This window comes from Streptomyces sp. NPDC087422, assembly GCF_044744145.1.
GTDB lineage: Bacteria > Actinomycetota > Actinomycetes > Streptomycetales > Streptomycetaceae > Actinacidiphila.
Genome location: NZ_JBIUXT010000001.1, coordinates 174,845 through 188,094, shown reverse-complemented (window position 1 = coordinate 188,094; position 13,250 = coordinate 174,845). Strand labels below are relative to the sequence as shown.

The window sequence follows — 13,250 nt, the reverse complement described above, 5'->3', positions numbered from 1 at the left end:
ACCGATGACCGACATCCCCGTAAGCGCCGCGGAGTCCATCGCCGTCGACACCGCGAAACCGGCCGGACGCAGGGTCGCCCCCTTCGTACCGCTGCCGCGGACCGCCGCCCAGGCGGTCACCCTCGTCGGCGCCGTGGCGACCATCGCCTCCACCTTCATGTCCTGGACGTACACCACCGAGTTCCCCGGCGACCTCACCGTCTCCGGCTACCCCGGCGGTCTCCAGGTCCTCACCCTGGTCGGCGCCATCGTCACCGGCCTGTTCGCGCTCGGCGCCTTCGGCCTCAAGGGCCTGCGCTGGCTCACCCCCAACCGCTCCAACAACCCGGTGCTGCTGCTCGCCCTCGGCACCCTGGGCACCACCTGGTACACGGTGATCGCCATCGCCGAGAAGCTCGGCGGCCTGGCCAACCTCGACCCCGGCGGCTTCGTCGCCGCGATCGGCAGCCTGGTCCTGGTGATCGGCGCCCTCGCACTGCCGATCCACCGGCACCCGCGGGAGACCCACGACACCGAGTACTTCGAACTCGGCCGCTTCTCCACGGTCGGCCCGGTCGTCGGCACGTACAAGTGGCTGCGCGAACTGCGCCCCCACCACAGCGATCTCCCGGTCGCCGACCCGACGAAGCTGCCCGGCTGGGTCCAGCGGCTGATCATCACCGTGGCCGCCGCGATCGGCCTCGAGGTCTTCACCTACGGCCTCGCCACCGGCTACACCGAGATCTTCCTCGGCTTCCTCATCGTCGTGGTCTTCACCATCTGGGCGCTGAGCGCGGCCGGTCTGCTCCGGCAGTTCTCCGGACTCACCGCCGCCCACCGCTCGTTCGCCAACACGATGGGCTTCCTGGCCGCGCTGGCCTACCCCTTCGCGCAGAACGACGAGCACTACGCCAACCTCGGCGTCAACATCCTGATCTTCGGCACCGTCGCCCTCGGCCTCAACATCGTCGTCGGCCTCACCGGCCTGCTCGACCTCGGTTACGTCGCCTTCCTCGGCGTCGGCGCGTACGCCGCCGCCCTGGTCTCCGGCTCGCCGTTCTCGATCTGGTCCGGCGTCCAGTTCCCGTTCTGGGCCGCCGCCCTCACCGGCATGGCCGCCTCGCTGGTCTTCGGCGTCCTCATCGGCGCCCCCACCCTGCGGCTGCGTGGCGACTACCTGGCCATCGTCACGCTCGGTTTCGGTGAGATCTTCCGCATCGTCGTCAACAGCCTCGACGGCGTATCGGGCCCGAAGGTCACCAACGGCCCCAACGGCATCTCGCAGATCCCCGACCTGTCGATCTTCGGGTACAACCTCGGCGCCTCGCACGACATCGGCTCCGTCACCCTCGGCCGGTTCGCCAACTACTACCTGCTGATGCTGCTGATCACGGTCATCGTGGTGCTGATCTTCACCCGCGCCGCCGACTCCCGGATCGGCCGGGCCTGGGTCGCCATCCGCGAGGACGAGACCGCCGCCACCGCCATGGGCATCAACGGCTTCCGGGTCAAGCTGATCGCCTTCGCCCTCGGCGCCTCGCTCGCCGGACTCGCGGGCACCGTCAGCGCCCACGTCACGTACAACGTGGTGCCCAACCCGTACCAGTTCGCGGGCGCCGCCCCGCCCAACTCGGCCTTCCTGCTCGCCGCCGTCGTCCTCGGCGGCATGGGTACGGTCAGCGGCCCGATCCTCGGCGCGGCGCTGCTCTACCTGCTCCCCGAGAAGCTCGGCTTCCTGGAGCGGTACGAACTCTTCGCGTTCGGCCTCGCCCTGATCCTGATCATGCGCTTCCGGCCCGAGGGCATCATCCCCAACCGGCGCCGCCAGCTCGAATTCCACCAGGACGAAGTGCTCATCCCCGAGCAACGCCCGCTCGGCGACGACACCGTCCCGGCCAGCCCGGCAGGGGCGTGAGAGACACATGACCATCATCAGCCAAGAGCAGCCGACCCCGGCAGCGGCCTCCGACGGCGGCCCGCTGCTCCAGGCCAGCGGCGTCGTCATGCGGTTCGGCGGCCTCACCGCCGTCCGCGACGTCGACCTCACCGTCAACAGCGGTGAGATCGTCGGACTGATCGGCCCCAACGGCGCCGGGAAGACCACCTTCTTCAACTGCCTCACCGGCCTGTACGTCCCCACCGAGGGCAAGGTCACCTACCGAGGCGAGGTGCTGCCGCCCAAACCGCACCTGGTCACCCAGGCCGGACTCGCCCGCACCTTCCAGAACATCCGGCTCTTCTCCAACATGACCGTGCTGGAGAACGTGCTGGTCGGCAGGCACACCAGGACCCGCGAGGGACTGCTGTCCGCCCTCATCCGCGGCCCCGGCTACCACAAGGCCGAAGCCCGGTCGCGGGCGCGGGCCATGGAGATCCTGGAGTTCATCGGCCTGGCCGGCAAGGCCGACCACCTCTCGCGCAACCTCCCCTACGGCGAGCAGCGCAAGCTGGAGATCGCCCGCGCGCTGGCCAGCGAGCCCGGCCTGCTGCTGCTGGACGAGCCCACGGCCGGTATGAACCCGCAGGAGACCAGGGCCACCGAGGAGTTGGTCTTCGCCATCCGCGACCAGGGCATCGCCGTCCTGGTCATCGAGCACGACATGCGGTTCATCTTCAACCTGTGCGACCGCGTCGCCGTCCTCGTCCAGGGCGAGAAACTGGTCGAGGGCACCTCCGACGTGGTCCAGCAGGACGAACGGGTCATCGCGGCCTACCTCGGTGAACCCTTCGAAGGCGCGCCCACCGGTGAGGGCGACGCCGCAGTGGAAGCGGCCGCGGCCGAAGCCGGGGCCGAGGAGCAGGAGAACGACCGATGACCGCACTGCTCGAAGTCGAGGACCTCCGGGTCGCCTACGGCAAGATCGAGGCCGTCAAGGGCATCTCGTTCACCGTCGAGGCGGGCCAGATCGTCACCCTGATCGGCACCAACGGCGCGGGCAAGACCACCACGCTGCGCACCCTCAGCGGGCTGCTCAAGCCGATCGGCGGCCGGGTCAGCTTCGACGGCAAGGTGCTCACCCGCGTCCCGGCGCACCGGATCGTCGCCCTGGGCCTGGCGCACTCCCCGGAGGGCCGGCACATCTTCCCCCGGCTCACCATCGAGCAGAATCTCCAGCTCGGCGCCTTCCTCCGCAAGGACACGGCGGCCATCGCCAAGGACATCCAGCGCGCCTACGACCTCTTCCCGATCCTCGGGGAGCGCCGCAGGCAGGCCGCGGGCACGCTGTCCGGCGGCGAGCAGCAGATGCTCGCCATGGGCCGCGCGCTGATGTCGCAGCCCAAGCTGCTCATGCTCGACGAGCCCTCGATGGGTCTGTCGCCGATCATGATGCAGAAGATCATGACGACCATCGTGGAGCTGAAGGCCCAGGGCACCACGATCCTGCTGGTCGAGCAGAACGCGCAGGCCGCGCTCTCGCTCGCCGACCAGGCCCATGTGATGGAGATCGGCACGATCAAGCTCTCCGGCACCGGCCAGGACCTGCTGCACGACGACGGCGTCCGCAAGACGTACCTCGGCGAGGACTGAGGCTCGCCCGACCGGGCCCGGAACACGGCGCAGGGCCCGCACCCCGACCGGGGTGCGGGCCCTGCGCCGTGTCCCGTCCGCGGGCGCCTACTTCTCGGAGACCTCTTCGATCACGGCCTGCGCGACCGCCTGCATCGACATCCGGCGGTCCATCGACGTCTTCTGGATCCAGCGGAAGGCGGCGGGCTCGGTCAGCCCGTACTTGGTCTGGAGGACGCTCTTGGCCCGGTCGACCAGCTTGCGGGTCTCCAGCCGCAGCGACAGGTCGGCGATCTCCGCCTCCAGCGCCTTCAGCTCCTGGAACCGGCTCACCGCCATCTCGATCGCGGGCACCAGATCGCTCTTGCTGAACGGCTTCACCAGATACGCCATCGCGCCCGCGTCCCTGGCCCGCTCCACCAGCTCGCGCTGCGAGAACGCGGTCAGCATCAGCACCGGCGCGATCTTGTCCGCGGCGATCCGCTCGGCCGCCGAGATCCCGTCGAGCACCGGCATCTTCACGTCCAGGATCACCAGATCGGGACGCTGCTCCTCGGCGAGCTTCACCGCGGTCTCGCCGTCCCCGGCCTCCCCGACGACGGAGTAGCCCTCCTCCTCCAGCATCTCCTTGAGGTCGAGGCGGATCAGCGCCTCGTCCTCGGCGATGACCACGCGGGTCGTCAGGGGAGGGACGTGGGACTTCGACTGCTCGTCGTCGAGCGGGGCGGCGGACTCGTCGGGCGCGCTCACGGTGCTCCTCGTATCAGGCGGGGTACTGCACACCTGAGCCTACCTAGCTGCGACGGCGCGCACCTACACGGTACGCTGTGCACGCGACCTGGCCGGGTTGGCGGAATGGCATACGCGGATGTCTCAAACACATCTGTCCGAAAGGGCGTGCGGGTTCGAATCCCGCACCCGGCACCTCTGAAATCCCCCCGTATCCCCTCAGTTCGCCGGGGGAGCGGTCGTGCCCGTGGGAGTCGCCGGGCGCAGCATGCAGGTCAGCCGGGCCGTACAGACCCGCTTGTCCGCCTCGTCCGTGATGACGATCTCATAGGTCGCCGAGGAGCGGCCCCGGTGGACCGGGGTCGCGGTGCCGGTGACGAGACCGGAGCGCAGACCGCGGTGGTGGGTGGCGTTGAGGTCCACGCCGACGGCCATCTTGCTGGGACCGCCGTGCAGCATCGCGCCGACCGAGCCGAGGGTCTCGGCGAGCACCGCGGACGCGCCGCCGTGCAGCAGCCCCATCGGCTGGGTGTTGCCCTCGACGGGCATCGTGCCGACCACCTTCTCCGGCGCCGCCTCCAGGATCCGGATGCCCATCCGCTCACCCAGGTGACCGCCGGAGAACAGACCCCGCAGATCGACGCCGAGCCCGGCGTACTGCTCCAGGATCTCCGGCGGGAAGTAGGTGGTGGTCCGCTCGCCCATGGGGTGGTGCTCCGATCGTCCTCGTCCGGCCTGATCCGGTGTGCCCGTACGCGTTTTTCCGTGTACTGATCAGTTTTCTACCGGACGGCCCGCGTCGGCCGTGCGTCGGGGGGCGTCCGTCGCGGTCCGCTCCAGCCGGATGACCACCGACTTCGAGGCGGGGGTGTTGCTGGTGTCCGCGGTGTGGTCGAGGGGGACCAGCACATTGGTCTCCGGGTAGTACGCCGCCGCGCACCCGCGCGGGGTCGGGTAGTGCACGACCCGGAAGCCCTCCGCGCGCCGCTCCGTGCCGTCCTTCCACTCGCCGACCAGGTCGGCGTAGTCGCCGTCGGCCAGACCGTTGGCCGCGGCGTCCTCGGGGTGCAGCAGGACGACGCGGCGGCCGTTCTTGATGCCGCGGTACCGGTCGTCCAGACCGTAGATGGTGGTGTTGTACTGGTCGTGCGAGCGCAGCGTCTGGAGCAGCAGCCGCCCCTCGGGCACCGCCGGGTACTCGACGGCCGCGGCCGTGAAGTTGGCCTTGCCCGTCGCGGTGGGGAAGGTGCGGCTGTCGCGCGGGGCGTGCGGCAGCGTGAAGCCGCCCGGGCGCCGCACCTTGGCGTTGAAGTCCGCGAAGCCGGGGACGACCCGCGAGATACGGTCGCGGATCGCGTCGTAGTCCCGCTCGAAGTCCGCCCACGGCACCATGCTGCGGTCGCCGAAGACGGCGCGGGCCAGCCGGGTCACGATCGCGGGCTCCGACAGCAGATGCGGCGAGGCCGGGTCCAGGCCGCCGCGCGAGGCGTGCACCATGCCCATCGAGTCCTCGACGGTGACGAACTGCGGGCCGCCCGCCTGCCGGTCCTTCTCGGTACGGCCCAGCGTCGGCAGGATCAGCGCGCGGGCGCCGGTGACGGCGTGCGAACGGTTCAGCTTGGTCGACACATGAACGGTCAGCCGCGCCTTGCGCATCGCGGCCTCCGTGACGTCGGTGTCGGGGGACGCGGCGACGAAGTTGCCGCCCATCGCGAAGAACACCTTCGCCGTCCCGTCGCGCAGCGCCCGGATCGCGCGCACCACGTCGAAGCCGTGCTCGCGCGGCGGCGCGAAGCCGAACTCCTTCTCCAGCGCGTCCAGGAACGCCGCCGGGGGCCGCTCGAAGATGCCCATCGTCCGGTCGCCCTGCACATTGCTGTGCCCGCGCACCGGGCAGACCCCGGCGCCGGGGCGGCCGATGTTGCCGCCCAGCAGCAGGAAGTTGACCACCTCGCGGATGGTCGGCACCGCGTGCTTGTGCTGGGTCAGGCCCATCGCCCAGCACACCACGACGCTCTTGGCGTCCAGCACCAGGGCGAGCAGCCTGTCGATCTCGGCCCGCGCCAGACCGGTGGCGCGCTCCACCTCGTCCCAGTCGGTGGCGAGCGCGGCGGCCTCGTACTCCGCGAAGCCGTGGGTGTGCTCCGCGATGAAGTCGCGGTCCAGCGCGCCGGCCTCGATCAGCAGCCGGCCCAGCGCGCGGAACAGCGCCTGGTCGCCGCCGAGCCTGATCTGGAGGAACAGATCGGTCAGCACGGTGCCGGAACCGGCGAGACCCGAGGCGTTCTGCGGATTCTTGAACCGCTCGAGACCCGCCTCCGGAAGCGGGTTGACCGACACGATCGTCGCCCCGCCCTGCTTGGCCTTCTCCAGTGCGGACAGCATCCGCGGGTGGTTGGTGCCCGGATTCTGCCCGGCGACGATGATCAGGTCCGACCGGTACAGATCCTCCAGCAGCACACTGCCCTTGCCGACGCCCAGCGTCTCGGTCAGCGCGGAACCCGACGACTCGTGGCACATGTTGGAGCAGTCCGGCAGATTGTTGGTGCCCAGCTCGCGGGCGAAGAGCTGGAAGAGGAACGCCGCCTCGTTGCTGGTGCGGCCCGAGGTGTAGAAGACCGCCTCGTCCGGGGTGTCCAGGGCGGTCAGTTCGTCCGCGACGATCGAGAAGGCCCGCTCCCACGGCACCGCCTCGTAGTGGTCGGCGCCCTCCGCCAGATACATCGGCTGCGTGATCCGGCCCTGCTGGCCCAGCCAGTAGCCGCTGCGCCGCGCGAGGTCGGAGACCGGGTGCGCGGCGAAGAAGTCCGGGGTCACCCGGCGCAGCGTCGCCTCCTCGGCGACCGCCTTCGCGCCGTTCTCGCAGAATTCGGCGACATGCCGGTGGTCCGGCTCGGGCCAGGCGCAGCCCGGACAGTCGAAGCCGCCCTTCTGGTTGACCTTCAGCAGCGTCAACGTGGCCCGCCGCACCCCCATCTGCTGCCCGGCCATCTTGACCGTGTGCCCGATGGCGGGCAGCCCCGCCGCACTGTGCTTGGGCGCGGAGACCTGCGGAGCGTCCTGGACGGGGTCACCTGAAGGGGGCTTCTTTGCCATACGTCCTTTGTACCGCCTTTGCGCGGCGGGGGAGCCGGCGGGCGGCGCCCGGCTTGATCGGCCCGCCGAGCCGCCCGCCCGGCTCCCGGCCCCGCCGCCCCCCGCACGGCGTGCCCCCGGCGGGAGGCGTCCTTCGTTGTCGTACCCGCGTGGGAGGATCGGAGACGTGGCAGACAACGCATCCGCATCGAAGACGACCGACCGCCCCCGCCTGCTGCTGCTGGACGGGCACTCGCTGGCGTACCGGGCGTTCTACGCGCTGCCCGTGGAGAACTTCAACACCGCCACGGGCCAGCCGACGAACGCGATCTACGGCTTCACGTCCATGCTGGCGAACACGCTGCGTGACGAGCGGCCGACGCACCTGGCCGTCGCCTTCGACGTCTCCCGCAAGACCTGGCGGTTCGACGAGTTCCCCGAGTACAAGGCGAACCGCTCGAAGACGCCGGACGAGTTCCGCAGCCAGGTCGAGCTGATCGGCGAGCTGCTGGACGCGATGGGCGTCAGCCGCTTCGCGGTCGAGGGCTTCGAGGCGGACGACGTGATCGCCACGCTCGCCACCCAGGCGGAAGCGCTCGGTTACGAGGTGCTGATCGTCACCGGCGACCGGGACTCGTTCCAGTTGGTCACCGAGAACGTGACGGTGCTCTACCCCACCAAGGGCGTCTCCGAGCTGACCCGCTACACCCCGGAGAAGGTCGAGGAGAAGTACGGCCTGACGCCCCAGCAGTACCCGGACTTCGCGGCGCTGCGCGGCGACCCGTCGGACAATCTGCCCGGCATCCCCGGCGTCGGCGAGAAGACGGCGGCCAAGTGGATCACGCAGTTCGGGTCGTTCGCCGACCTGGTCGAGCGGGCCGACGAGGTCAAGGGCAAGGCCGGTGAGAATCTGCGGGCGCACCTGGACGCGGTGAAGCTCAACCGGCGGCTGACCGAGATGGTGCGCGACGTGAGCCTGCCCTCGGGCCCCGAGGGCCTGGCCAGGGAGCCGTACGACAGGACGGCCCTGGTCGGCGTGCTGGACGTGCTGGAATTCCGCAACTCCAACTTCCGGGAGCGGCTGTTCGCCGTCGATCCCGGCGCCGAGCAGGAAGAGGCGGAGATCGCCGAGGGCGTCGCCGTGGAGGGCACCGTGCTCGCCGCGGGCGACCTGCCCGGCTGGCTCGACGAGCACGGCGGCGCGCCGCTCGGCCTGGCCAGCGTCGACACCTGGGCGCTGGGCAGCGGCAGCGTCACCCAGATCGCGCTCGCCTCACCGGAGGTGGCCGCCTGGTTCGACCCCGCGGAGCTGGACGAGGCGGACGAGAAGTCCTTCGCCGCCTGGATCGCCGACCCCGCCCGCCCCAAGGTGCTGCACAACGCGAAGAACGTCGAGCGGGTCTTCGCCGAGCACGGCTGGAGCGTCGCCGGGGTGACGATGTGCACGGCCCTGGCCGCGTATCTCATCAAGCCCGGCCGCCGCTCCTTCGCGCTCGACGTGCTGTCGGTGGAGTACCTGGGCCGCGAGCTGGCCCCGGCCGACGCCGCGGGCGGACAGCTCGCCTTCGGCGAGGAGGGCGAGGACGAGGGCGCCGCCGCGGCCGACGCGCTGATGGTGCAGGCCCGTACCGTCCTCGACCTCGCCGAGGTCTTCGGCGAGCGGCTGCCCGAGGTCGGCGCCACCGAGCTGCTGCACGAGGTCGAACTGCCCACCTCGGCGCTCCTGGCCCGGATGGAACGCTCCGGGATCGCCGCCGACCGGGCCCATCTCGAAGGTCTGGAACAGCAGTTCGCCGCGGCCGTGCAGCACGCGGTCGGCGAGGCGCACGCCTCGGTCGGCCACGAGTTCAACCTCGGCTCGCCCAAGCAGCTCCAGGAAGTCCTCTTCGGCGAGCTGGGCCTGCCCAAGACCAAGAAGACCAAGACCGGTTACACCACGGACGCCGACGCGCTGGCCTGGCTGGCCGCGCAGACCGAGCACGAACTGCCGGTCATCATGCTGCGCCACCGGGAGCAGGCCAAGCTCCGGGTCACCGTCGAGGGGCTGGTCAAGACGATCGCCCCGGACGGACGTATCCACACCACCTTCAGCCAGACCGTCGCGGCCACCGGACGCCTGTCGTCCACCGACCCCAACCTGCAGAATGTGCCGGTCCGCACCGACGAGGGCCGGGCCATCCGCCGCGGCTTCGTCGTCGGCGAGGGCTACGAATCGCTGCTGACCGCCGACTACAGCCAGATCGAACTGCGCGTGATGGCCCACCTGTCGCAGGACGAGGGACTGATCGCAGCCTTCGCCTCCGGCGAGGATCTGCACACCACCGTCGGCTCCCAGGTCTTCGGCGTCGCACGGGACGCGGTGGACGCCGAGATGCGCCGCAAGATCAAGGCGATGTCGTACGGGCTGGCGTACGGCCTGTCCGCCTTCGGCCTGTCCCAGCAGCTCAACATCGAGGCCGCGGAGGCGCGCGGGCTGATGGAGACGTACTTCGAGCGGTTCGGCGGCGTGCGGGACTATCTGCACCGGGTGGTCGAGGAGGCCAGGAACACCGGCTACACCGAGACGCTGCTCGGCCGCCGCCGCTACCTGCCCGACCTCAACAGCGACAACCGGCAGCGCCGTGAGATGGCCGAGCGGATGGCGCTCAACGCGCCGATCCAGGGCTCGGCCGCCGACATCGTGAAGATCGCGATGCTCAAGGTCGACCAGGCGCTCACCGACGAGAAGCTGGAGTCGCGGATACTGCTCCAGGTGCACGACGAAATCGTGCTGGAGGTCGCGCCCGGCGAGCGGAAGAAGGTCGAGACGCTGGTCCGCCGCGAGATGGCGGGCGCGTATCCGCTGCGCGCCGCGCTGGACGTGTCGGTCGGCGACGGCACCGACTGGGAGTCGGCCGCGCACTGACCCCACCCCGCCGCCCGCGCGACCGCGCGAGTCTGTGACCGGGCTGTGTGAACGAGTCGCGACCCCTCGGTGAAAGGTCCGCCGAGGGGCCGGAAACCTTGGCGGATTGCCGGGATTTGCCCTGGATCGCGTCTTCCCCGACTGTGGTCGGGGGGCTGAAGTTGCCGTAGGGTCAATCGAGTTGTGGCGCGGCCACGCGCCCATCTCGCACCTGGGGAGGACCGCGGACATGTCAGCGCGGCGGTACGGCCGAAGGCTACGCAGGGGAGCGGCGGGTACGGCGGTCGCCGCCGCCGCGATGGCGGCGCTGGGCGCCTCGCAGGCGCCGGGACTCATCCCGGTGGCGCACGCCGCCGCGCGGCAGACGACCACCGTGGCCCCGCCGCCCGGCCCCGCGATCGACGGCGGTTCGCCGTACATCACCGATGTGCCGCCGCTGAACACCCCGACGGACCTCACGAATCCGACCGCCACGCCCTCCGGCGGCCCGGTCGTCACCCCGCTGCCGTCCGGCGGCTCGCTGCCCGCGACCGTCCTGGACGCCTACCGGCGCGCCGAGGCGAGCGTCGCCGCGAGCAACCCCGGCTGCCACCTGCCGTGGCAACTGCTCGCCGCCATCGGCCAGGTGGAGTCCGGCCAGGCCCGCGGCGGCGCCGTGGACGCCAAGGGGACGACGTACACCCCGATCCTCGGCCCGGTGCTCGACGGCAACGGCTTCGCGAACATCAGCGACACCGACGGCGGACGCTACGACGGCGACCCGGTCCACGACCGCGCGGTCGGCCCGATGCAGTTCATCCCCTCGACGTGGGCGAACTGGGGCGCGGACGGCAACGGCGACGGGGTCGCCGACCCCGACAACGTGTACGACGCCGCGCTGGCCGCCGCCCACTACCTGTGCGCCGACGGCCGCGACCTGGCCGTACCGCGGGACATGGACCGCGCGATCCTCGGCTACAACCACTCGCAGGCCTACCTCGACCTGGTGAAGTCCTGGTACGAGCACTTCCGGCAGGGCGACGCGGTCTCCGTGCCCGACCGCCCGGGCACACCGGGCGCGGGCGCGCCGCCGTTCGCCAACACCCCGCGGCCGTCGACCAGTCCGTCCGCGTCGGCCCCCGGCGGCACACCGTCGCCCTCGCCGTCCGGCACCCACCCGAGCGGCGGCATCGTCCCGCCGACCGCGGGCACCCCGTCGACCGGCCCCGGCAAGACCCCGCCGCCGTCGTCGCCGTCGTCGTCGCCTACCGGCACCCCCACGGGAACCCCGACCGGCACGCCGACGGACACCCCGACGACCCCCGGCTGCCCGACGCAGTCCCCGTCGCCCTCGCCGACCGACAGCGCGAGCCCCAGCCCGACCGCGACGCCGACTCCCACGGACACCCCCGGCACGCCCGACCCCTGCGCCACCGACACCCCGACGCCGACGGACACCCCCACCCCCAGCGGTGAGGCGACCGCCAGCGCGGCCACGGGCGCCGCCGTCACCGCGAAGCCGTAACCCGCGACGGGGCTTTCCCCGACACGGCACCCCCGGCGCCCCGCGCGCCGGCAACACTCCCACGCACCGGGGACGTTCAGGCGAAAGCCTCACGAACGTCCCCGGTGAAACGTGTTCTCATCTCACCTCCCGGTTGCTACGGTGCCCCGGCCCCGGCCGACGACCGCGTCGGCCCGTGCCCGAGGGAGGTCAGGCCATGCGCGCTCTCGCCGCGGCGGCGATCGGACTCGCCGCCGCCCTCGCCCTGGTCTTCACCGTCACCGCGATCGGCGCGCCCGCGGGTCACACCTCGCCGAAACCCCTGCTGACCACGGTCCCCAGCCACCCCTGAGCCGGTCACCCTTGAGCCGGTCACCCCTGAGCCGGTCACCTCTGAGCCGTCTGGAGCCGCGATGCGCCGCAAGTCCAGCCTGGTGCTGCTCGCCCTCGCCGTCTTCTTCGCGACCCTCGCGCCCATGCTGCGCTGGTACGCCTACCCGCGGCTGGCCAAAGTGCCGCCGAGCGAGTACCAGGTCGCCGTCCTCGAGGCGAAGAACGCCACCCTCGTCGACTACTCCAGCCTCACCGCCAAGAAGGTCTCCAAAGTCAGCATCGTGCAGACCCTCAAGGGCAATGTGACGGCGGCCCGGCAGGTCAAGGCCGAGACCGGCAAGGACGTCGTGGTCTGGGACGCGCTCTCCTACGTCGCGGGCCCGGACGGCAAGATGGTCTCGGAGATCCCCGAGCGGTACGTCTTCGACGCGCACACCCAGGAGCCGGTGCACACCGCGAGCGAGTCGGTCGACGGCGACCCGGTCACCCGGCAGGGCATCGAGTTCAAGTTCCCCTTCCTGACCCAGAAGCGCGACTACTACTACTTCGACGCGCAGAGCCGCACCTCCGCGCCGATCCACTACGCGGGCACCCAGCGCTTCCACGGCCTGAAGGTCTACTACTTCGAGCAGACCGTGCCCTGGCAGCGGGTCCCGCTGCCCAAGAAACTGCCCGAGATCGCGCCCGGCGCTCCCGCGCTCACCCCCGAGACGGTCAAGGCCACCGGCATCCAGCGCTGGTACACCACCAAGCGGATGTTCTGGGTCGACCCGACGACCGGCGCGCCCGTCAACGGCGAGGAGATCCACACCGAGGAGCTGCGCTTCCCCGCCTCGACCGGCAAAGCACCGGTCACCGCCTTCGCGGGCGACGTGAAGATGCGGCCCGACTACATCGACTCCATCGTCCATCTGGTCAAGACGCAACGGCAGTTGGTGCTGCTGCTCACCAGCTACCTGCCGTGGGGCTTCGGCGGGTTCGCCGCCGCGCTGCTGGCGCTGTCGCTGCTGCTCGAAGCGCGCGGGCGGCGGCCCGCCGACCCGGTGGGCGGCCGGGAGCCCGACCCCGACCGCGCCCCCGACCACCCGGACCCCGTACCGGTCTGACCCACGGCCCGGACGCCGTACGGGCCGGGCCGTGCCCGGACCCCCGCACCGGCCGATCTGTCCCGGACCCTCCACGGGCCGAGCCGTGTCCGGACCCCCGCACCGGCCGCCCTGTCCCGGACGCCGTACGGG

At 71.2% G+C, this 13,250-nt stretch carries 10 protein-coding genes and 1 tRNA gene; 8 read left to right on the top strand and 3 right to left on the bottom strand.

Features of this window, described 5'->3' with window-relative positions:
* Nucleotides 1-4 precede the first annotated feature (4 nt).
* The 3 genes from ACIO6U_RS00845 to ACIO6U_RS00835 are packed head-to-tail and all read left to right on the top strand — an operon-like array spanning nt 5 to nt 3,508.
* Nucleotides 5-1,894, top strand: a complete 1,890-nt coding sequence (locus ACIO6U_RS00845) for a branched-chain amino acid ABC transporter permease (protein ID WP_355333965.1) — start codon at nt 5-7, stop codon at nt 1,892-1,894.
* Nucleotides 1,895-1,901: 7 nt separating this feature from the next.
* Complete coding sequence (locus tag ACIO6U_RS00840; RefSeq protein WP_355333963.1) at nt 1,902-2,795, top strand: ABC transporter ATP-binding protein; 894 nt, start codon at nt 1,902-1,904, stop codon at nt 2,793-2,795.
* Nucleotides 2,792-3,508, top strand: a complete 717-nt coding sequence (locus ACIO6U_RS00835) for an ABC transporter ATP-binding protein (RefSeq protein WP_188282943.1) — start codon at nt 2,792-2,794, stop codon at nt 3,506-3,508. Before ACIO6U_RS00840 ends, ACIO6U_RS00835 begins: the two co-directional genes overlap by 4 nt.
* 87 nt (nt 3,509-3,595) lie before the next feature.
* Here the strand turns inward: ACIO6U_RS00835 and ACIO6U_RS00830 are convergent, their stop codons facing one another.
* On the bottom strand, nt 3,596-4,237 hold the full coding sequence (locus ACIO6U_RS00830; RefSeq protein WP_355333958.1) for a response regulator: 642 nt from the start codon (nt 4,235-4,237) through the stop codon (nt 3,596-3,598).
* 91 nt (nt 4,238-4,328) lie between these two features.
* Here ACIO6U_RS00830 and ACIO6U_RS00825 point away from each other — a divergent pair.
* Nucleotides 4,329-4,411, top strand: a tRNA-Leu gene (locus tag ACIO6U_RS00825).
* A 24-nt stretch (nt 4,412-4,435) separates the two neighbouring features.
* On the opposite strand, the gene ACIO6U_RS00820 is transcribed toward ACIO6U_RS00825, so the two are convergent.
* Both ACIO6U_RS00820 and ACIO6U_RS00815 read right to left on the bottom strand, forming a co-directional pair.
* Entirely contained in the window at nt 4,436-4,921 is a 486-nt protein-coding gene (locus ACIO6U_RS00820) for a PaaI family thioesterase (RefSeq protein ID WP_188282940.1), read from the bottom strand.
* Nucleotides 4,922-4,990: 69 nt separating this feature from the next.
* Nucleotides 4,991-7,312 carry an FdhF/YdeP family oxidoreductase gene (locus tag ACIO6U_RS00815; protein WP_401714665.1) on the bottom strand — a complete coding sequence of 774 codons (2,322 nt, stop codon included), beginning with the start codon at nt 7,310-7,312 and terminating at the stop codon, nt 4,991-4,993.
* A gap of 166 nt (nt 7,313-7,478) precedes the next feature.
* Between ACIO6U_RS00815 and polA the strand changes: the two genes are divergently transcribed.
* The 4 genes from polA (at nt 7,479) to ACIO6U_RS00795 (ending at nt 13,118) form a co-directional block, all read left to right on the top strand.
* Nucleotides 7,479-10,196 carry a DNA polymerase I gene (gene polA, locus ACIO6U_RS00810; protein WP_355333953.1) on the top strand — a complete coding sequence of 906 codons (2,718 nt, stop codon included), beginning with the start codon at nt 7,479-7,481 and terminating at the stop codon, nt 10,194-10,196.
* Nucleotides 10,197-10,425: 229 nt separating this feature from the next.
* Nucleotides 10,426-11,700, top strand: a complete 1,275-nt coding sequence (locus ACIO6U_RS00805; protein ID WP_401714663.1) for a lytic transglycosylase domain-containing protein — start codon at nt 10,426-10,428, stop codon at nt 11,698-11,700.
* A gap of 196 nt (nt 11,701-11,896) precedes the next feature.
* Nucleotides 11,897-12,031, top strand: a complete 135-nt coding sequence (locus ACIO6U_RS00800; RefSeq protein WP_188282936.1) for an SPW_0924 family protein — start codon at nt 11,897-11,899, stop codon at nt 12,029-12,031.
* Nucleotides 12,032-12,092: 61 nt separating this feature from the next.
* Nucleotides 12,093-13,118, top strand: a complete 1,026-nt coding sequence (locus ACIO6U_RS00795) for a DUF3068 domain-containing protein (RefSeq protein ID WP_355333948.1) — start codon at nt 12,093-12,095, stop codon at nt 13,116-13,118.
* The last annotated feature ends 132 nt before the right edge of the window (nt 13,119-13,250 follow it).